The organism is Streptomyces sp. NPDC002032, from assembly GCF_042890765.1.
Taxonomy (GTDB): Bacteria; Actinomycetota; Actinomycetes; order Streptomycetales; family Streptomycetaceae; genus Streptomyces.
The window spans coordinates 326,481-346,559 of record NZ_JBIASM010000006.1 but is presented as its reverse complement, the minus strand read 5'-3'; the positions used below and the strand labels follow the sequence as shown (position 1 = coordinate 346,559).

Annotated in this window: 17 protein-coding genes; 4 read left to right on the top strand and 13 right to left on the bottom strand. The window is 73.0% G+C overall.

The window, feature by feature from the left end:
- Positions 1 to 96 precede the first annotated feature (96 nt).
- The 4 genes from ACFYYT_RS17645 to bldG form a co-directional block, all read right to left on the bottom strand.
- Positions 97 to 651, bottom strand: coding sequence for a small secreted protein (locus ACFYYT_RS17645; RefSeq protein WP_351815682.1), 555 nt, complete (start codon positions 649 to 651; stop codon positions 97 to 99).
- Between the two features lie 172 nt (positions 652 to 823).
- Positions 824 to 3,226 (bottom strand): sodium-translocating pyrophosphatase, encoded by a 2,403-nt coding sequence (locus ACFYYT_RS17640; protein ID WP_351815679.1) that lies wholly within the window; start codon positions 3,224 to 3,226, stop codon positions 824 to 826.
- 236 nt (positions 3,227 to 3,462) lie between these two features.
- Positions 3,463 to 3,909, bottom strand: coding sequence for an ATP-binding protein (locus ACFYYT_RS17635; RefSeq protein WP_351815677.1), 447 nt, complete (start codon positions 3,907 to 3,909; stop codon positions 3,463 to 3,465).
- Positions 3,910 to 4,023: 114 nt separating this feature from the next.
- Positions 4,024 to 4,365 carry an anti-sigma factor antagonist BldG gene (gene bldG / locus ACFYYT_RS17630; RefSeq protein ID WP_266935919.1) on the bottom strand — a complete coding sequence of 114 codons (342 nt, stop codon included), beginning with the start codon at positions 4,363 to 4,365 and terminating at the stop codon, positions 4,024 to 4,026.
- 81 nt (positions 4,366 to 4,446) lie between these two features.
- Between bldG and ACFYYT_RS17625 the strand changes: the two genes are divergently transcribed.
- Entirely contained in the window at positions 4,447 to 6,918 is a 2,472-nt protein-coding gene (locus ACFYYT_RS17625) for a DEAD/DEAH box helicase (RefSeq protein WP_351815674.1), read from the top strand.
- 316 nt (positions 6,919 to 7,234) lie between these two features.
- Here ACFYYT_RS17625 and ACFYYT_RS17620 read toward each other — a convergent pair whose 3' ends face one another.
- Genes ACFYYT_RS17620 through ssd form a run of 7 tightly spaced genes read right to left on the bottom strand, consistent with a single transcriptional unit; the run spans position 7,235 to position 12,175 of the window.
- A complete protein-coding gene (locus tag ACFYYT_RS17620; RefSeq protein WP_351815671.1) occupies positions 7,235 to 7,576 on the bottom strand; it encodes an Rv3654c family TadE-like protein in 342 nt (113 codons plus the stop codon).
- Positions 7,573 to 7,902, bottom strand: coding sequence for a TadE family type IV pilus minor pilin (locus ACFYYT_RS17615; protein ID WP_388608373.1), 330 nt, complete (start codon positions 7,900 to 7,902; stop codon positions 7,573 to 7,575). The genes ACFYYT_RS17620 and ACFYYT_RS17615 overlap by 4 nt, the downstream gene beginning before the upstream one ends.
- A 34-nt stretch (positions 7,903 to 7,936) precedes the next feature.
- A complete protein-coding gene (locus tag ACFYYT_RS17610) occupies positions 7,937 to 8,134 on the bottom strand; it encodes a DUF4244 domain-containing protein (RefSeq protein ID WP_351815666.1) in 198 nt (65 codons plus the stop codon).
- 60 nt (positions 8,135 to 8,194) lie between these two features.
- Complete coding sequence (locus ACFYYT_RS17605) at positions 8,195 to 8,977, bottom strand: type II secretion system F family protein (RefSeq protein WP_351815663.1); 783 nt, start codon at positions 8,975 to 8,977, stop codon at positions 8,195 to 8,197.
- Complete coding sequence (locus ACFYYT_RS17600; protein ID WP_351815662.1) at positions 8,977 to 9,855, bottom strand: type II secretion system F family protein; 879 nt, start codon at positions 9,853 to 9,855, stop codon at positions 8,977 to 8,979. Before ACFYYT_RS17600 ends, ACFYYT_RS17605 begins: the two co-directional genes overlap by 1 nt.
- Positions 9,852 to 11,000 (bottom strand): TadA family conjugal transfer-associated ATPase, encoded by a 1,149-nt coding sequence (locus ACFYYT_RS17595; RefSeq protein WP_351815659.1) that lies wholly within the window; start codon positions 10,998 to 11,000, stop codon positions 9,852 to 9,854. The genes ACFYYT_RS17600 and ACFYYT_RS17595 overlap by 4 nt, the downstream gene beginning before the upstream one ends.
- Positions 10,997 to 12,175, bottom strand: a complete 1,179-nt coding sequence (ssd, locus tag ACFYYT_RS17590; protein ID WP_388608420.1) for a septum site-determining protein Ssd — start codon at positions 12,173 to 12,175, stop codon at positions 10,997 to 10,999. Before ssd ends, ACFYYT_RS17595 begins: the two co-directional genes overlap by 4 nt.
- Positions 12,176 to 12,663: 488 nt before the next feature.
- Between ssd and ACFYYT_RS17585 the strand changes: the two genes are divergently transcribed.
- Positions 12,664 to 13,524, top strand: coding sequence for an HAD-IB family hydrolase (locus ACFYYT_RS17585; RefSeq protein ID WP_351815656.1), 861 nt, complete (start codon positions 12,664 to 12,666; stop codon positions 13,522 to 13,524).
- Between the two features lie 458 nt (positions 13,525 to 13,982).
- On the opposite strand, the gene ACFYYT_RS17580 is transcribed toward ACFYYT_RS17585, so the two are convergent.
- Positions 13,983 to 14,804, bottom strand: coding sequence for an oxidoreductase (locus ACFYYT_RS17580; protein ID WP_351815653.1), 822 nt, complete (start codon positions 14,802 to 14,804; stop codon positions 13,983 to 13,985).
- Positions 14,805 to 14,913: 109 nt separating this feature from the next.
- On the opposite strand from ACFYYT_RS17580, the gene ACFYYT_RS17575 reads away from it, so the two are divergent.
- Entirely contained in the window at positions 14,914 to 15,924 is a 1,011-nt protein-coding gene (locus ACFYYT_RS17575; protein ID WP_351815651.1) for an ATP-binding protein, read from the top strand.
- Here ACFYYT_RS17575 and ACFYYT_RS17570 read toward each other — a convergent pair.
- Positions 15,881 to 17,191 (bottom strand): hypothetical protein, encoded by a 1,311-nt coding sequence (locus tag ACFYYT_RS17570; protein ID WP_351815648.1) that lies wholly within the window; start codon positions 17,189 to 17,191, stop codon positions 15,881 to 15,883. The genes ACFYYT_RS17575 and ACFYYT_RS17570 overlap by 44 nt on opposite strands.
- Positions 17,192 to 17,424: 233 nt before the next feature.
- Between ACFYYT_RS17570 and ACFYYT_RS17565 the strand changes: the two genes are divergently transcribed.
- Entirely contained in the window at positions 17,425 to 19,911 is a 2,487-nt protein-coding gene (locus ACFYYT_RS17565; RefSeq protein WP_351815645.1) for a SulP family inorganic anion transporter, read from the top strand.
- The last annotated feature ends 168 nt before the right edge of the window (positions 19,912 to 20,079 follow it).

Below are 20,079 nucleotides of genomic sequence, written 5' to 3'. Positions count from 1 at the left end.
GGCCGCTGATTCGTGCGACCCCCGGCGCGCGGCCCCCGCACGCACCGGGGCGGCCGGGCCCGTCCGGGTCCCGGCCGCCCCGGACGGCGTACGCGCTCAGCCCTTGCTGGTGACCTGGCAGCCCTTCTGGCTGTAGATGACCTTCAGGCCGGTCGAGTTGAGCTTCTCCTTGCTCGCGGTCTCGTTGGCCGCGATCTCGGTGAGGCCCCCGGCGACCTGCTGGAGGCCCTCCGCGAACTTCGCCTGGTCCTTCGCGTCGAGCGCGTCGATCTTCGTCTTGAGCTCGGTGTAGCCCTTGGAGATCTCCCCGTAGCTCTTCACCACCGCGTCCTGGGCGGTCTTGCCGTCCTGGACCGGCGCTTCGCCGGCGCCCGAGAGGGCGCCGCCCATCGTCTTGTAGGCGTCGGACAGCGTCTGGAACGCGGCCGAGTCGGTCTTCTGGACCTCCTCCGGCTTGCTGCTCTGGCTGGCCACCCGCTTCAGTTGGTCATTGGTGCTCTTGATCTTGGTGAGCTCTGGCTCCCACTGGTCACAGACCTTCTTGGCCCAGGCGTCGGCCTTCTTGTCGCCGTCGTCCCCACCACCACAGCCGGACAGGACGAGCATCAGTACCGCACCGCCGGACACCGCGGCCGCAAGCTTCTTGTTCACCGGATTGGTCCCTTCGAAGGCTCTCGGCCCGGAAGATACACGCCCTCCATCCGGGTACGCACAAAGGCGGACAGACGGCGCGTCAGTCCGCGCCGCCCGTCCGCCGTTCGGGCGCATCTTCGAGCCGGTCCGCCGCGTCGGCCGCGGCCGACGCGAGCGGGCGTCCGCAGGGTCAGGAAACCACCGCCGGGCCGGCCGGCTGGGCCACCCTCTCGGCGGTGCCGTCGTCGCCCTCGTCGCCGACGGCGATGCCGCGGCGCTTGGAGATGTAGACCGCGCCGACGATGACGGCGATGGCCAGGGCCGCGACCACGGCCCGTACGGTCGCGCTGGCGTCCTCGCCGTAGCTGAACTGCACGACGGCCGGGGCGATCAGCAGGGCCACCAGGTTCATGACCTTGAGCAGCGGGTTGATGGCCGGGCCCGCGGTGTCCTTGAACGGGTCGCCGACGGTGTCGCCGATGACGACCGCGGCGTGGGCCTCGCTGCCCTTGCCGCCGTGGTGGCCGTCCTCCACGAGCTTCTTCGCGTTGTCCCAGGCGCCGCCCGAGTTGGCGAGGAAGACCGCCATCAGGGTGCCGGTGCCGATGGCGCCCGCGAGGAAGGAGCCGAGCGCTCCGACGCCGAGGCAGAAGCCCACCGCGATCGGGGTGAGGACGGCGAGCAGGCCGGGCGTGGCGAGCTCGCGCAGCGCGTCCTTGGTGCAGATGTCCACGACGCGCCCGTACTCGGGCTTCTCGGTGTAGTCCATGATCCCGGGGTGCTCGCGGAACTGTCGGCGCACCTCGTAGACGACGGCGCCCGCGGAGCGGGAGACGGCGTTGATGGCCAGGCCCGAGAAGAGGAACACCACGGCCGCGCCGAGGATCAGCCCGACCAGGTTGTTGGGCTGGGCGATGTCCAGGCTGAGGTTCATCTCGTCCGCCTTGGCCCCGACCGACTTGACCGCGGTGGCGATCGCGTCGTTGTACGAGCCGAAGAGCGCGGCCGCGGCGAGGACCGCGGTGGCGATGGCGATGCCCTTGGTGATGGCCTTGGTGGTGTTGCCGACCGCGTCGAGCTCCGTGAGCACCTGCGCGCCCGCGCCCTCGACGTCGCCGGACATCTCCGCGATGCCCTGGGCGTTGTCCGAGACCGGCCCGAAGGTGTCCATGGCGACGATGACGCCGACGGTGGTCAGCAGGCCGGTGCCGGCCAGGGCCACCGCGAACAGCGCCAGCATGATCGACGTACCGCCGAGCAGGAACGCCCCGTAGACGCCGAGGCCGATCAGGAGCGCCGTGTAGACGGCGGACTCCAGGCCGACGGAGATGCCGGCGAGGACCACGGTGGCCGGGCCGGTCAGCGAGGACTTGCCGATGTCCCGGACGGGGCGCCGGTTGGTCTCTGTGAAGTAGCCCGTGAGCTGCTGGATCAGCGCCGCCAGCACGATGCCGATGGCCACGGCGACCACCGCGAGCACGCGCGGGTCCCCGGAGTGGCCGGAGATGGCGGCGTCCTCGACGCCGACGAGCTCCTTGTAGGTGGCCGGGAGGTACGCGTAGACGGCGACGCCGACGAGGACCAGGGAGATCACGGCGGAGATGAAGAACCCGCGGTTGATCGCGGTCATCCCGCTGCGGTCGGAGCGCTTCGGCGCGACCGCGAAGATGCCGATCATCGCGGTGATGACGCCGATGGCGGGCACGATCAGCGGGAAGGCCAGGCCCAGGTCACCGAAGGCGGCCTTGCCGAGGATCAGGGCGGCCACCAGGGTGACGGCGTAGGACTCGAAGAGGTCGGCCGCCATCCCCGCGCAGTCGCCGACGTTGTCGCCCACGTTGTCGGCGATGGTCGCGGCATTGCGCGGATCGTCCTCCGGAATGCCCTGCTCCACCTTGCCGACCAGGTCGGCGCCGACGTCGGCGGCCTTCGTGAAGATGCCGCCGCCCACGCGCATGAACATCGCGATCAGCGCGGCGCCGAGGCCGAAGCCCTCCAGCACCTTGGGGGCGTCGGCGGCGTAGACCAGGACGACGCAGGACGCGCCGAGCAGTCCGAGGCCGACGGTGAACATGCCCACCACGCCGCCCGTCCGGAAGGCGATCTTCATCGCCTTGTGGGAGACCTCGGTCAGGTCCTTGGCGGGTTCGCCCTCGGCCGGGGTGGCCTCCCGGGCCGCGGCCGCGACGCGCACGTTGGCGCGGACCGCGAGACGCATGCCGATGTAGCCGGTGGTGGCGGAGAAGAGCGCGCCGACGAGGAAGAAGGCGGAACGTCCCGCCCGCTGCGTCCAGTCGTCGGCGGGGAGCAGGAAGAGCAGGAAGAAGACCACGACGGCGAAGACGCCGAGGGTGCGCAACTGGCGTCCGAGATAGGCGTTGGCGCCCTCCTGGACCGCCGCCGCGATCGTCTTCATGCTCTCGGTGCCCTCGTCGGCGGCGAGCACCTGGCGGACCAGGATCTGCGCGACGACGAGGGCCGCCAGCGCGACTCCGGCGATGACGAACACGATGAGCCGATTGTCATCGGTCAGTACTGCGGCTGCCAGATCATTGACGCGATCCGGCGCGATAGGGGTGAAGAGCCCCGTCATTCGTCCTCCTTGACGTGATGAGCTCAAGATGTGGACGGATTGTAGGGAGCGCGACCCGATCAAAACAGTGGGCGTGAAACGGAATTGGCCCGTACGCGTTCCTCAGCAATAGATCACGTCACTCCATTACCCTCGAAAGAAGTAATGGGGCAAAGGCATTGACGGTCGTTCGGAAATAAAAAAGGCCCTGCTCAGCAGGGCCTTGATAAAGATCGGAAGATACGACGGACGCGGGACTACGGGAGGTCCGAGGCGCCGCCTCCGGCGACGGGCCAGCTCATCCGGATCGTTCCGCCGAACTCGCCGGCGGTCACCGAGACGTCGTCCACGAGGCCGCTGATCACGGCGAGGCCCATCTCGTCCTCGCCGTCGGCGTCCGGATCCAGGGCAGCGGTGATCCCGGACACGGTCTCGGCGGAACCGCCGGCCGGCCCGGGCACCTCGTCGCCGACCTCGATGGAGAAAGCCTTCTCCTCCTCGGTCAGCACCACCCGGACCGGCGCGGTCAGCCCGTTGCTGCGGTGCAGTCCGACGGCACGTGAACAGGCCTCGCCCACGGCGAGGCGGACCTCGTCGAGGACGGCTTCCTCCACCCCCGCCCGGCGCGCCACGGCGGCCGCGACCAGGCGGGCCGTCCGGACGTGTTCGGGCTGGGCGCTGAAGCGCAGTTCAACGGTGGCCATGTGCGTCCCCCTCGGACTACGGGCGTGCCTTGACAGGGGCCCGGACCGACCGCGGTCCGGTACCCCTCTCCTCGTCGGCTCCGGTGCCGCCGCGGCGGCACGCGCCAGGAGCCGTCAGTCGGTGGCGTTGACGGCGTCTTCCACAGTGGTGTGGATCGGGAACACCTTGGTCAGACCGGTGATTCGGAAGATCTTCAGGATGCGCTCCTGGTTGCAGACCAGACGCAGCGAGCCCTCGTGCGCGCGCACGCGCTTGAGGCCTCCCACGAGCACACCGAGGCCGGTGGAGTCGAGGAAGTCCACTCGCTCCATGTCGACAACCAAGTGGTAGCTGCCGTCGTTCACCAACTCCACCAACTGCTCGCGCAGCTTGGGCGCGGTATACACATCAATCTCGCCACCGACCTCTACGACCATGCGGTCGCCGACAGTGCGAGTCGACAGGGACAGGTCCACGGATCCTCCAGCACCTTGCTATCGAGCGGCGCCCCCCAGGGGCCTCCCCACCCGAAGGTAGGGGAGGGATCGGCTGCCGCGATGGCATTCAATCACTTACCGGCAGGCGCGCACGACGCCTTGGGTCCATTGTCCCGCACGCCGGTGACACACTCGGTTCCAATGGCCAACACTCACCGCCCCGGTCCGGCCACGGCCGCGGCGGACCCACGACCCACTCCCGGCGCGGTCCTGGACCGCCTGTCACGGGGGCCTTCCCGAGCTGCGCGCATCACCCATACGGAGCACTTGCCCCCTCGGGCGGGTCGTCATGCGGTCTGGCCCGACCGCATCCGAACCGATGTCGTGGCCGCCATCCAGGCCGCCGGCGTCGAACATCCGTGGGAACACCAGGCCGCGGCCGCCGAGCACGCGCTGGACGGCCGGTCCGTGGTCGTCGCCACCGGCACCGCCTCCGGCAAGTCCCTGGCCTACCTCGCCCCCGTGCTCTCCGCCCTCGCCGACGGCGCCGAGGCCCCCAACGGCAGGGGTGCGACGGCCCTCTACCTGGCCCCGACCAAGGCTCTGGCGGCCGACCAGCGCCGGTCGGTGCGGCAGCTCTCCGCGCCCCTCGGGAACGCCGTACGGCCCGCCGTGTACGACGGGGACACCCCCTTCGAGGAACGCGAGTGGGTGCGCCAGTACGCGAACTACGTGCTGACCAACCCCGACATGCTGCACCGGGGGATCCTGCCCTCCCATCCGCGCTGGTCGTCCTTCCTGAAGGCGCTGCGCTACGTCGTCATCGACGAGTGCCACACCTACCGGGGAGTGTTCGGCTCCCACGTCGCCCAGGTCCTGCGGCGGCTGCGCCGGCTGTGCGCCCGCTACGGCTCCGAGCCGGTCTTCCTGCTGGCCTCCGCCACCGCCAGCGACCCGGCGGCCGCCGCGACCCGGCTGACGGGCGTGCCGGTCACCGAGGTCACCGACGACGCCTCCCCGCGCGGCGAGGTGGTCTTCGCCCTGTGGGAGCCGCCGCTGACCGACCTGAAGGGCGAGAAGGGGGCCCCGGTGCGCCGTACGGCGACCGCCGAGACCGCCGACCTGCTGACCGACCTGGTCGTGCAGGGCGTCCGCACGGTGGCCTTCGTGCGCTCCCGGCGCGGCGCCGAGCTGATCTCCGTGATCGCCAAGGAACGGCTCGCCGAGGTGGACCGGTCCCTGCCCGGGCGTGTCGCGGCCTACCGGGGCGGCTACCTGCCGGAGGAACGGCGCGCCCTGGAGGCCGCCCTGCACTCCGGTGACCTGCTGGGACTGGCCGCCACGACCGCCCTGGAGCTGGGCATCGACGTGTCCGGCCTGGACGCCGTGCTGATCACCGGCTACCCGGGCACGCGGGCCTCCCTGTGGCAGCAGGCGGGCCGGGCCGGCCGGGCGGGGCAGGGCGCCCTGGCCGTGCTGATCGCCCGCGACGACCCCCTGGACACCTACCTGGTCCACCACCCCGAGGCCCTCTTCCGCCGGCCGGTGGAGGCCACCGTCCTGGACCCCGACAACCCGTACGTCCTGGCCCCGCACCTGTGCGCGGCCGCCTCCGAGATCCCGCTGACCGAGCCGGACCTGGACCTCTTCGGCCCCTCCGCGCGCGAGCTCATGCCCCAGCTGGAGTCGGCGAAGCTGCTGCGGCGCCGGGCGACCGCCTGGCACTGGACCCGCCGGGAGCGGGCCTGCGACCTCGCCGACATCCGGGGCGGCGGCGGCCGGCCCGTGCAGATCGTCGAGGCCGCCACGGGACGGCTGCTGGGCACCGTGGACGAGTCCGCGTCCCACAGCGCCGTCCACGACGGGGCCGTCCACCTCCACCAGGGCCGGACCTATCTGGTGAAGCACCTGGACCTGGAGGACTCGGTGGCCCTGGTCGAGGAAGCCTCCCCGCCGTTCTCCACCACGGCCCGGGACACCACCTCCATCGCCATCCTGGAGACCGAGACGGAGATCCCCTGGGGGGCCGCCCGGCTCTGCTTCGGCTCCGTGGAGGTCACCAACCAGGTCGTCTCCTACCTGCGGCGCAAACTGATCACCGGCGAGGTGCTCGGCGAGGCCAAACTGGACCTGCCGCCGCGCACCCTGCGCACGCGGGCCGTGTGGTGGACGGTCACCGAGGACCAGCTCGACGAGGCCCGGATCAACCCGGAGATCCTCGGCGGCGCCCTGCACGCCGCCGAGCACGCCTCCATCGGCCTGCTCCCGCTGTTCGCCACCTGCGACCGCTGGGACATCGGCGGCGTCTCCGTCCCGCTGCATCCCGACACCCTCCTCCCGACGGTCTTCGTCTACGACGGCCACCCCGGCGGCGCCGGATTCGCCGAGCGGGGCTTCCACACCGCCCGGGCGTGGCTCACGGCCACCCGGGACGCCATCGCCGCCTGCGAGTGCGAGGCGGGCTGCCCCTCCTGCATCCAGTCCCCCAAGTGCGGCAACGGCAACGACCCCCTCCACAAGCGCGGCGCCCTCCGCCTCCTGACCCACCTCCTCACCCCGCCCCCCGACCCCACCACCCCCTCCGGCCCCTGACGCGCCGCCCCGGCCGCTCCCAACGGCCCCGCCGCGGCCCCCCGGCCCTCCGACCAGCGCCCCGAGTCCTCACTCCCCGGGGGGGGAGGGCCGCCCCGGAGGGCCCGCCGGAGGAAGGCCACCGTGGGGCCCACCCCGCCATGCATCCGCCTCGCCGGGCCCCAGAGGCCTCCACGGGAGCCGGCTCCGCCCGGCGGCACCACCGGCACCGCACCCCTCCAGAGAGCCCGTGGAGCGCCGGTCAGGGCTTCGATGGGGGCCGTCCGGAGGAGGGGGCTCCCGGGAGGCCCCGCCCAGCCCTCCAGGGAGTCGCCGCTCAGCCCCCCGGGAGGAGCGGCGGGCCCGCGCGGGCCGGGACCGCCGGGGTGAAGGGCCCCGCCCGGACCCGGGCTGTGACCTCCGTCACTTCGCCCCCGACCCGGCACAGCACCACCGCCGCCCCCTGAGCCCGCGCCACCCGCCCGGCCACCGCACACGCGTCCTGCGGTCCCCGCGCCCAGGTGGCCGCCGCGGCCAGGGCCGCCAGATCCGCGGCCGCCCCGGCCCGGTGGCGGGCCACCACCGCCTGCCCGAGCAGCAGCACACCCCCGAACACCGCCACCAGGGCCGTGGCCACCACCGTGGCCCACACCGTCGCCGAGCCCCGGTCCCGGCTCACGGCGGCGCCCCCACGCTGTCCTCCGCCAGGGCCACCGCCAGCGCCCCGATCCGCACCGGCAGCCCGGCCGGCCCCGGCGCCGGGGCCTCGACCCGGACCCGCCACAGGTCGCCCGAGCGCTCCAGCTCCACCCGGGCCCCCGGCGGGGCGGCCTCCCGGGCCGCCGCCAAGGCCGCCTCCGCCGGCTCCGAGCGGCCCGCCGCCCGGGCACCGGCCCGCGCGGCGTCCACACACCGGATCTGCGCGGCCGCCGCCATCAGCGCCCACACCAGCAGCGCCGCGAACAGCACCAGCGCCGGAATGATCAGAGCGGCCTCCGCCGTCACATATCCCCGGTCCCGGATTTCCCCCGGATTTCGCTCAGAACGGCGCATCGAGCGCCTTCCCGATGGTCGACTGAAGGGCCGCCGCGACCACGTCACTCGTCACCACCTTGTACAGAACGGCGGCGAACGCACAGGCCGCGATCGTGCCCATGGCGTATTCCGAAGTCGACATTCCCGCGTCGCCCGAGCGGCCGTTCAGCACCGTCCGCACACGCAGCCAGATGATCCTCATGACAACCTCCTGTGTGATTACGTTCTTGATGTGATTTCAGGTGTGGTCCGAGTCGTTCTTTCAGCGGTCCGACAGCAGTCCGGAGGCCATTCCGATCACCACCGGCGCCACCCCCACCGCGAGGAAGGCGGGGAGGAAGCACAGCCCCACCGGCGCGGTGACGAGTACCGCCGCCCGCTGCGCCCGGGCGCCCGAGCGCCGTGCCCGGTCGGCCCTCAGCGCCGCCGCCAGACGGGAGACCGGTTCCGCGGCCGGAGCACCGGTCCGCGCGGCCCGCTCCAGGCACTCCGCCAGGTCCCGGGCACCCGGTATCCGCGCCAACCGCCCCCACGCGGAACCCGGTTCGCCCCCGAGGCGCAGCTCCGCCCCCGCGAGTGCCAGCCGTTCGCCCACCGGGCCGCCCAGCGACTCCCCCACGACCTCGGCCGCCTCCACCGGCCCCGCGCCCGCCGCCAGACAGGCCGCGAGGAGATCCGCGGCGAAGGGCAACTGCCGCTCCGCCTCCCGGGGATCGACCCCGGCCGACGGCGCGGCCCGGAAGCGGGCGAGCAGCCGCCACGCCCCGAACGCCGCCGCGCAGCCGGCCAGCGCGCCCACCGCCCCGCCGACGAGCACCCAGCCCGCCAGCAGCGCCCCGGCCGGCCCCGCCCAGGCCGGGGCGGCCGCCCGTACCCGGGACGGCCACAACGGCCGGCGCCGCTCCGCCCGTACGGGGAACAGCCCCGCGCATCTGCGCCGCCGCGCCCGCCGCCGCAGCCGGGCGGCGCATCCCGCCGCCAGGCTCCACACCGTCAGCGCCAGGCACAGCGCCATCCCCAGCCTGTGGACCGCCGTCCCGCCCATCACCGCTCCCCCGTCCGTACGATCCGCCGGCACCACAGCAGCCCCAGCGCCTCCAGCACCCCGCCCGCCAGCAGGCAGGCCCACCCGACCGGGGAGTGCAGCAGCACCCGCAGCGGATCCGCTCCCAACCCCGTACCGATCAGCAGCCCCACCAGCGGCAGCAGCGCGAGCACCACCGTCGTCGACCTGGCTCCCGCCAGCTGGGCCCGCAGCGACTCCTGCCGGTCCCGTTCGGCCCGCAGTGCCCCTTCCAGCCGGTCCAGTCCGGCCGCCAGGCCCGCGCCCCCGTCCACGGAGACCCGCCAGCAGGCCGCCATCGCGGCCAGCCCCTCCGCACCCGGTTCCCGGGCTGCCTCGCGCAGTGCGGCGGCCACGTCCCCGCCGAAGGCCGCCGCGGCCAGCGCCGCCGTCTGAGCCGCGCCCGGACCCCCGGGGCCGGCGGCCGTACGGCGTATCGCCACCGTCAGCGCCTGCCCGGGCTGGGAGCCCGCCCGCAGCTCCCCCACCACGGCACCGCACAGCGCCACCACCTCGGCGGCCCGGGCCCCGCGCGCCCGTTCCCGCTCCCGCGCCCGCAGCCGGCGCCGCACCAAGGGCACCGCCAGCGCCCCCAGCACCAGCGGAATCACCGATCCGCCCAGGGCGGCGACCAGCAGCCCCGCCAACAGCGCGGCCCACTCCCGCCCCCGCGCGGCCCGCACCAGCAGCAGGGCCACCAGCCGCCCCGGCGACGGCCCGCCCGGTGCCACCGGGCCGCCCCCGGCGAGCACCAGCCGGGCCCGCCGGGGCAGCCGGTCCACGCCGGCCAGCACCCAGGCGGCCGTCCCGGCACACAGCGCCCCCGCGAAGACGGACACCGCCGGCACCCCGGGGCTCACCGCGCACCTCCCAGCAGCGGCCCCAGCCGCGCCCAGCCCCGCTCCCGCAGGAAACCCCGGCTGCCCCAGCGCAGCGCCGGAACGGTCACCACGAGCCCGGCCGGATCCCGCTCCAGGACATGGACCTCGGCCACCCGACGGCGCCCGGCCCGGTCCCGTACCAGGTGGACCACCAGGGTCAGTGCCGCCGCCAACTGGCTGTGCAGGGCGGCCCGGTCGAGCCCGGCGGCCGTCCCCAGCGCCTCCAGCCGCGCCGGAACGTGCGCCGCGGCATTGGCGTGCACCGTGCCGCAGCCGCCTTCGTGCCCGGTGTTCAGGGCGGCGAGCAGGTCGGCCACCTCCGCGCCCCGGACCTCGCCGACCACCAGCCGGTCGGGCCGCATCCGCAGGGCCTGGCGCACCAGATCGGCCAGGGTGACCAGCCCGGCCCCCTCCTGATTGGCCGGCCGGGTCTCCAGGCGCACCACGTGCGGATGGTCGGGGCGCAGCTCGGCGGAGTCCTCCGCCAGCACGATCCGCTCGCCCGGCCCGACCAGCCCCAACAGGGCACTGAGCAGCGTGGTCTTGCCCGTCCCGGTCCCTCCGGAGACGAGGAACGACAGCCGCGCCTCGACCATGGCCCGCAGCAGCCGCTGCCCGCCGGGCGGCAGGGTCCCGGCGGCCACCAGCTCGTCCAGCGTGAACGCCTTGGGCCGCACCACGCGCAGCGACAGACAGGCCGACCCGACGGACACCGGGGGCAGCACGGCGTGCAGCCGGGTGCCGTCCGGCAGCCGGGCGTCCACCCAGGGCCGGGCGTCGTCCAGCCGGCGCCCGGCGACGGCGGCCAGCCGCTGGGCCAGTCTGCGCACGGCCTCGGCGTCGGCGAAGGTCACCTCCGTCAGCTCCAGCCCGCCGCCCCGGTCCACCCATACCCGGTCGGGGGCGGCCACCAGGACATCGGTGACCTCGGGGTCGGCGAGCAGCCGCTCCAGCGGCCCCGCGCCGACCAGTTCGGAGCGCAACTCCTCCGCCACGCCCAGCACTTCCGCGTCCCCGAGCAGCCGGCCCCGGGCCCGCAGGGCCGCCGCGACCCGGGCCGGGGTGGGCTCGGCCCCGCTCTCTGCCAGATGCCGGCGCACCGCGTCCAGCAGCACGGCGCTCATGCCGGCACCCCCTGGGCGGGGCCGAGCACCCGCTGCCAGAATCCGTCGCAGAAGCGGGCCAGCGGGCCGCGCGCGCCCGGCGGTTCCCCTTCGGCCACCCGCCCCGGAAGCCCCACTTCCACCGGTACTTCCCCGGCCAGCGGCGCTCCCAGCAGCCGGGCGACGGCTTCGGCGTCGAGCCCTTCCCGGCAGCGCCCCCGGACGACGACCCGCACGTCCCGGGCCACCATCCGTACTCCGGCGGCCACCCGGCCCGCGGCGGCCACCGACCGCAGTTCGCCCGGCACCACGAGCAGCACCAGGTCCAGTTGGGCCAGCACCTCCGCCACGGCCTCGTCCACCCGGCGGGGCAGGTCGACCACGACCACCCCGCCCCGCCTGCGGGCGGCGGCCACGACCGACCGCATCGCGGCGGGCGGCACGACCACCCGGTCGCCGCGGTCCCAGCTCAGCACCCGCAGGGCGTGCAGTTCGGGCAAGGACTCCTCCAGCGCGCCCGCTCCGACCCGGCCGCGCGAGGCGGCGAAGTCCGGCCAGCGCAGCCCTTCGGTGCCCTCACCGCCGAGCAGGACGTCCATGCCCCCGCCGAGCGGGTCGCCGTCGATGAGGATGGTGCGCTGCCCGGTGCGGACGGCCCTCAGCGCGAGGGCGCAGGCCAGGGTGGAGGCGCCGGCCCCGCCGCTGCCGCCGATCACGCCGACCGTCAGGGCGGGGCGCCCGGCTCCTTCCACCACGTCCGCGATGCGGTCCACGAGCATGCTCTCGGCGTCGGGCAGCCGCAGCACCTCCTCCGCGCCGATCTCCACCGCCCGCTGCCACACGCGGGGGTCGTCGAGGTCCCGGCCGACGAGGAACACGCCGTCCCGGCGCGGCGCTCCGCTCACGCGGCCGGCGGCGTCGTCCCCGACCAGGACGAGCGGGGCCGATTCCCATCCCGGCTCGCCGCGCGGCCCGAGGCCGCCCCGGCCGCCCGCGTCGCTTCCGCCACTGCGGTCACCGCCGCCTCCGCTTTGCTCCGGCACCGCATGGTGCACGTGCGGCTCGGCGCCGGCGGCGGCGCACAGCCGCAGCAGGTCGTCGAGCAGCAGCGGGTCCTCGGTGATGATGAGCGGCCGGCCGCCACCGGCTCCGGCCCCGAGCGCACGGGCGGGCAGCCCGCCCCCACCGGCCGCCACGGGCTCCGGTGCTTCACACGACTTCGATCCAGCCACGATCTCCGCCTCCTTCTCGCCGCAAATCCAGGAGCCGCGGACTTCGCGGCTGGAATCACGGTGCAGCGATCCGGAAAAGGAAGTGGATCTTGCTCGAAAACTGTGGACAAGAAGGCCGTTGTGAATAACTTCGCCACCCACTCGGATGAGTTCCGGAGCGCGCCGGAACCACTACGCAGCGTGACGAGTTCGGGGAGTGAGGGCCTGCGCCGGGCGGGCCCGCTGAAGAGGGAGGGCCGGACCGATGGTCACTGAAGGCCGAAGGCATGGGACGCAAACCGCGTCCGGACATGCGACGACCCCCGCCGGGGGGGAGAGCGGGGGTCGTCCCCACGGTCCGACTCGGGGGGGGAGGAGCCAGACCGGGTTAGCACGGTCGCGAACGATCCGTGACTTCCATGGTGTACCCGAGAGCCTTCTCAGGCAAACCCACGCGCCACACCTTACGCCGAATGGTGGGCGCATATGCTCGGTGCGTGGAAAATCAGCCCTTGCCGCACTCCTCGCCTCGGACCGCCGCCTTCTTCGACCTGGACAAGACGGTCATTGCGAAGTCCAGCACTCTGACGTTCAGCAAGTCCTTCTACCAAGGCGGCCTGATCAACCGGCGGGCCGTGCTGCGCACCGCGTACACGCAGTTCATCTTCCTGGCCGGCGGCGCCGACCACGACCAGATGGAACGGATGCGCGAATACCTGTCCGCCCTGTGCAAGGGGTGGAACGTGCAGCAGGTCCGCGAGATCGTCGCCGAAGCGCTCCACGACCTGATCGACCCGATCATCTACGACGAGGCCGCGTCCCTCATCGAGGCCCACCACACCGCGGGCCGTGACGTGGTGATCGTGTCGACCTCGGGCGCCGAAGTCGTCGAGCCGATCGGCGAGATGCTCGGGGCGGACCGGGTCGTGGCCACCCGCATGGTGGTCGGCGAGGACGGCTGCTTCACCGGGGAGATCGAGTACTACGCCTACGGGCCCACCAAGGCCGAGGCCGTGCGGGAGCTCGCGGAGTCCGAGGGGTACGACCTCGCCCGCTGCTACGCGTACAGCGACTCGTTCACCGACGTGCCGATGCTCGAAGCCGTCGGGCATCCACACGCGGTCAACCCGGACCGGGCACTGCGCCGGGAAGCGGTGGCACGGGAGTGGCCGGTCCTGGTGTTCAGCAAGCCGGTGCGGCTGAAGCAGCGGCTGCCCGGGCTCTCGATGCCCGCGCGGCCGGCCCTCGTCGCCGCCGCGGCGGTGGGAGCGGCGGCGGCCACCGCCGGGCTCGTCTGGTACGCCAGCCGCCGCCGGGCCGCCGCTTCCGCCTGACCCCTGACCCCCGACCCCCTACCCCTGACCCCTGACCCGGGCCATCAGACGCCGGGTACCGGATGTCCTGACCTGGAGTGATTTAGGACGTCCGAATCGTTCGCAATTGCCCAGGAAAGTAAAGAACTCCGGTCAGGGGTTTCGCTCTACTCCAAAGCGGAGTACAAAGGAGTCAACGGCCCGCGAGACCAAAGAACATCCGAGAGGATCATCTTTACAACGCAGCAAGGCCCACGGACCGAAGCATGAACGCCGAGCACCCACGCGACGTCGACCCGTCGATTACGGGCCAGCCGCACCAGGTAACCGGGCAGAGTTCCCGACCTGATGGGCATACATCGAGGACGCTTGGTAACTGGGCGTGAATGCCAGCGGCGACACCAGAGCAGTGCGGTGTCGCCGCAACCCATGCCCGGACCGGAAAACGCGGAAAACGCGCAGCCCAGGCCCTTCGAGCCCTACGCGGCGCCGCGCTGGAGCGCCTCGCAGACCGCCGTCGACTCGCGCACCCCGAGCTCGATCGCCCGCCCGCAGTGCGCGATCCAGGCCGCCATCCCTTCCGCGGTCCCGGAGACGTACCCCCCGAAGGCCTCCAGGTAGGCCTCCGCGCCCTGTTCGGCGTGCCCGACCTCCGCCGGGCAGATCGCCTTCGGGTCGAGGCCGCTGTTGATCAGCACGATGCGCTCGGCGGCGCGCGCGACCAGGCCGTTGTGGGTCCCGAAGGGCCGCAGGGCCAGCAGTTCGCCGTGCACCACCGCGCCCGTGATCAGAGCGGGGGCCGAGCCGCCCGCGATGATCAGCCGGGACAGGCCGTCCAGCCGTCCCGCGACCTCGTCGGCGCCGGGCAGCGGAAGGTCCACCAGGGGTTCGTCCACCGGTTCGCCGGCCAGCCGCGGCCGGCCCGCCGCGTCCTCGGCCCCGGCCGAGCCGGACGCCACCAGGTGCAGCCGGGCCAGGACCCGTAGCGGCGACTGGCGCCAGATGCTCAGCAGCTGGCCCGCTTCGGCGGTCAGGCGCAGCGCGGCGCCCACCGTCAGCGCCTGCTCCTCCGCGCCGAAGTCGCTCCGCCGGCGCACCTCTTCCAGCGCCCAGTCGGCCCCGGACAGCGCCGCGCTCCCGCGGGCGCCGCGCAGCGCGGCCTCCGAGGTGATCTCCGCACCGCGCCGGCGCATCACACGGTGCCCGTAGACCCGGTCCACGGCCTTGCGTACGGAATCCACGGACTCTGCGACGCCCGGCAGGGAACCGAGGGCCGCCAGCGGGTCAGGAGCGCTACTCATAAGTAGGGAGCCTACGCACTGCACGCCCTTGACACCGACCCCTCCTTGGAGTGGTCTTCTTCACTCACCTTGACCACACCCAGCGATCGGTCCACTACGCTTGGTGAACATGAAGATCGCTTTCGTGGGAAAGGGCGGCAGCGGGAAGACGACGCTGTCCTCCCTCTTCATCCGCCACCTCGCAGCCAATGAAGCCGCCGTCGTCGCGGTGGACGCCGACATCAACCAGCACCTCGGAGCGGCCCTCGGGCTCGACGAGGACGAGGCGGCCGCGCTGCCCGCCCTGGGCGCGCACCTGCCCCTCATCAAGGAGTACCTGCGCGGCTCGAACGCGCGCATCGCCTCCGCCGACAGCATGATCAAGACCACCCCGCCCGGCGCCGGTTCGCGTCTGCTGCGGGTCACCGAGGACAACCCGGTGTACGAGGCCTGCGCGCGCACGCTGCTGCTCGACGGGGATCCCGTACGGCTGATGGCGACGGGGCCGTTCACCGAGGCCGACCTCGGGGTGGCCTGCTACCACTCGAAGGTCGGCGCGGTCGAGCTCTGCCTCAACCACCTGGTCGACGGCCCGGAGGAGTACGTCGTCGTCGACATGACGGCGGGTTCCGACTCCTTCGCCTCGGGCATGTTCACCCGCTTCGACGTGACCTTCCTCGTCGCCGAGCCGACCCGCAAGGGCGTCTCCGTCTACCGCCAGTACAAGGAGTACGCGAGGGACTTCGGGGTCGCGCTCAAGGTGGTCGGGAACAAGGTGCAGGGGCCGGAGGACATCGAGTTCCTCCAGGACGAGGTGGGCGAGGACCTGCTCGTCACCTTCGGGCACTCCGACTGGGTGCGGGCGATGGAGAAGGGCCGGCCGGCCCGGTTCGAACTGCTGGAGGCCACCAACAGGCTCGCGCTCCAGACCCTCCAGGACGCCGCCGAGGACTCCTACGCCGACCGCGACTGGCAGCGGTACACCGAGCAGATGGTGCACTTCCACCTCCGCAACGCGGAGAGCTGGGGGAACGCCAAGACCGGGGTCGACCTGGCGGACCAGATCGACCCCGGTTTCGTCCTGCACGAGGCCCTGATCAGCCCTCGTCCGACGCCCCGGCCTGCTCCTCAGCCGGCTTGACCGCGACCGGGGCCGTCGGCGCGGCGGGCGGCGGCCCCGCGGTGAGGAACTTCGTCCAGCCCTCCTTCGGGCTCTGGCCGACGTCGAGGCCGCGCATCCACTCCAGGGTCTTGGGGTCCTGCGCGTCCAGCCAGTCGACCAGCTCGCGGAAGGGCACGCAGCGGACCTCGGGCTTGGTGCACATGGTCTTGATGGACTCCTCGACGGCACGCATGTAGGTGCCGCCGTTCCACGACTCGAAGTGGTTGCCGATGATCAGCGGCGCACGGTTGCCCTGGTAGACGCGGTCGAAGGCCTGGCGCAGGCCGTCGCGCATCTGGTCGCCCCAGTACTCGTGCTGGGTCGGGTCGCCCTGGGTGGTCGTCCCGGACTGGTTGACCATGTAGTTGTAGTCCATGCTGAGCGTGTCGAAGGCACGGCCCGGCATGGGCACCAGCTGGAGCGGGATGTCCCAGAGACCGTCCGTCTTCTTGGGCCAGATCTGCTTGCTGATGCCGCTGGAGTCGTAGCGGAATCCCATGTCCTTCGCCGCCAGCATGAAGTTCTTCTGGCCTTCGAGGCAGGGGGTGCGGGCGCCGACCATCTCCTTGTCGTAGTCGAAGGGCAGCGCCGCCGTGTCCTTGAGGGCCGGGGTGTTCGTCTTCCAGCTCTTGACGAACGACTTGGCCTGGTTGATCTCGCTCTTCCACTCCTCCACGGACCAGGTGCCGACGCCCCCGTCGGGCCCGCAGAAGTGGCCGTTGAAGTGGGTGCCGATCTCATTCCCCTCCAGCCATGCCTCGCGGACCTGGGTGGCGGTGTCCTTGATGCCCTGGACGTCGCCGAAGCCGATGTCGGACAGGCCCGGGGAGTGCTGCGGCGCGGTGTAGAGCGAACGCTTCTCCTCCGGCAGCATGTAGACGCCGCTGAGGAAGTAGGTCATCCGGGCGTTGTACTGCTTGCCGACCTCGCGGAAGTGCGAGAAGAGCTTCTGGCTGTCCTCGCCGGCCCCGTCCCACGAGAACACCACGAACTGCGGGGGCTTCTCTCCGGGCTTGAGCTTCTCCGGCTTCCGCACGTTCGGCTGCGCGCCGGTGTAGGCCGTCGAACCGTCGCCGATGGGACGGTTGACGCTGCCGGGGGCCTCCTGGGCGGCGGGGCCCTTCTTCGCGCTCTGGCCGCCGGGGGCGCCGGGCCTGGCCGGCTCGGAGGTGCTGCACCCGGCAACGCCCAGCACCAGGGCCGTGGCGACCAGGCCGCCGGCGATCTTCTTCGTGGCGGCGATCATCCGCACACCTCTCCCTCGCAGTTCCATCGCTGGACTTCCGCGACGCAACGTCCCATGCGGTCTGCTTTAAGGAAGGTATGACAAGCCAGACAAAATACTTAATCACCCCTGAGTGCTAATTCGTAGCCCATTTGCCCGCATTGCCTACCACCAGCCTTTACTCTCCATTACCGTTCATTTACCGAGTGTTGAGACTCCCGCCGCTTCACCCCTCCCCGAGGAGACGGGAACCCATGACGACAGCCACCCCCCCTTCCCTGACCAAAAGCACCGACCACGGCGGCCCGCGCCCCAAGGGGCTCCAGGCGGACCTCTCCGCCTCCGTCGCCGTCTTCCTGATCGCGCTCCCCCTCTCGCTGGGCATCGCCCTGACCGCCGGAGCCCCCCTGCAAGCGGGGCTGGTGGCCGCCGCGGTGGGCGGGATCGTGGCCGGCCGGCTCGGCGGCGCCCCGCTCCAGGTGAGCGGGCCGACCGCCGGACTCACCGTGGTGACGGCCGGGTTGATCCAGCACTACGGCTGGCGCACCACCTGCGCCATCACGGTCCTGGCCGGCTGCTGCCAGCTCGGGCTGGCCTTCCTGCGCACCGCGCGCTCGGCCCTGCTGGTGAGCCCGGCGATCATGCACGGAATGCTGGCCGGCATCGGCGTGACCATCGCGCTGGCCCAGCTGCACATCGTGCTCGGCGGCACCCCGCAGAGCTCGGCGCTCGCCAACGTGCTTGGCCTGCCCGCCCAGTTGGCCGATCTGCATCCGGCCGCGCTCGGGGTGAGCGCGCTGACGCTGTGCGTCCTGCTGGGCTGGTCCCGCGTCCCCGGGCCGGTCGGCCGGGCCCTGCGCAAGGTGCCCGCCGCCCTGGCCGCGGTCGCCGCGGCGACCGCCTTCGCCGCCCTGGCGGGGCTCGACCTGCCCCGCGTGGACCTGCCGTCCTGGAGCGGCCACACCCTGCCGGAGCTGCCCCAGGGCCCGGTGCTCGGGATCATCGCCGCCGTGCTGACCATCACCCTCGTCGGCAGCGTCGAGTCCCTGATGTCCTCGGTCGCCACCGACAAGCTGATCGCCTCCGCGCGCGGTACGGGCGAGCGCCCGCCCCGCGCCGACCTCGACCGCGAACTGCGCGGGCAGGGCGCCGCCAACATCGTCTCCGGGATGCTCGGCGGACTGCCCGTCGCCGCCGTGGCCGTGCGCAGCGCGGCGAACGTCAAGGCCGGTGCCGTGAGCCGGAAATCGGCCATGTTGCACGGACTGTGGGTGGTACTCGCCGCCGGGCTGCTCGTCCCGGTGCTCGACCTGATCCCGCTGGCGGCGCTGGCGGCGCTGGTGCTGGCCGTCGGCATCCAGGTGGTCAGCATCACGCACCTGAGGACCGTCACCCGGTACCGGGAAGTCCTGGTCTACGCGGCCACCATCGTGGCCGTGGTGTTCGGCGGGGTCCTGGAGGGCGTCGCCGTCGGCATCGCCGTGGCCGTGGCCCTGGCCATGCACCGGCTGGCGCGCACGAGGATCACCCTGGAGGTCGTGGACGGCGTCCACCGGGTGCGGGCACGCGGGCAGTTGACCTTCCTGGCCGTGCCGCGCCTGAGCCGGGTCCTGAACTCGATCCCCCACGGGGGCCACGCCGTCGTCGAGTTGGACGGCTCGTTCATCGACCACGCCGCCTACGAGATCCTCCAGGACTGGCAGGACTCCCACAACGCGCACGGGGGCTCCACAGAACTGACCGGGCGGGCCGGGGCCGCCATCTCCCGCGGCGGCCCCGGGCCGGTCATCGGGACGGCGCCGGGCGGAGCCGGCCCGGAAGCGGACCGGGACTCCCCCACCGGGGCCGGTCAGGCAATGGCCGGCGGGAGCACCGCGATCGGCGGGGCCGGCGGCCACCGGGGCGAGGGACGGGGGGCGCACCACTGCTGCCGCCCGTGGACCCCCTGGCAGAACCACTGCGACCACCGCGCCCCGCGCCCGGCGGACCCGGCGGCCTCCGGTGAGGCCACCGCCGCGATCCCCAGCGCCGCCGAGCCCCGCGACGCCGTGGCGGCCGCGCCCCGCCGCCGGGGCGCGGGTCAGCTCGCCAGCGGGATCAGCGCCTTCCAGCGGGACACCGCCCCGCACGTCCGCGACGAGCTGGCCCGGCTGGCCCGGGAGGGACAGCGGCCCTCGCAGCTCTTCTTGACCTGCGCGGACTCCCGCCTGGTGACCAGCATGATCACGGCCAGCGGCCCCGGGGACCTGTTCACCGTCCGCAATGTGGGCAACCTGGTCCCCTTGCCCGGCGCCGAAGCCACCGACGACTCGGTCGCGGCGGCCATCGAGTACGCCGTGGACGTGCTCCAGGTGGACAGCATCACGGTGTGCGGGCACTCGGGCTGCGGGGCCATGCAGGCCCTGCTGAACTCCCACCCCGGAGCGCCGATGACGCCGCTGCGCCGCTGGCTGCGGCACGGGCTGCCGAGCCTGGAGCGGATGGCCAGCCGCCACCACGCCTGGGCCCGGATCGCGGGGCGGCTCCCGGCGGACGCCGTGGAGCAGTTGTGCCTGACCAATGTGGTGCAGCAGCTGGAACACCTGCGGGCGCACGAGTCCGTGGCCCGGCGGCTCGCCGAGGGCACGCTGGAGCTGCACGGGATGTACTTCCACGTGGGCGAGGCACAGGCGTACCTGCTGTCGGAGGGCGAGGACTTCTTCGATTGTCGGGTTTTCGACAGCGTGGGGCAGAACGCCTGACCGGCATCCCTCCCGAACCGATACCCTCCCGTATCCGTGCAAGCCGTTGGCCCCCTCCCGCGCCCTGTAGCGGGAGGGGGCCGCTGCGCGCGGTCCGTCGGCGCGGACCGCCCGTCCCTGCGGAGTGCGGGCCCAGTCGTGGTATAGGTCTAAACCAATTCTCGGCTA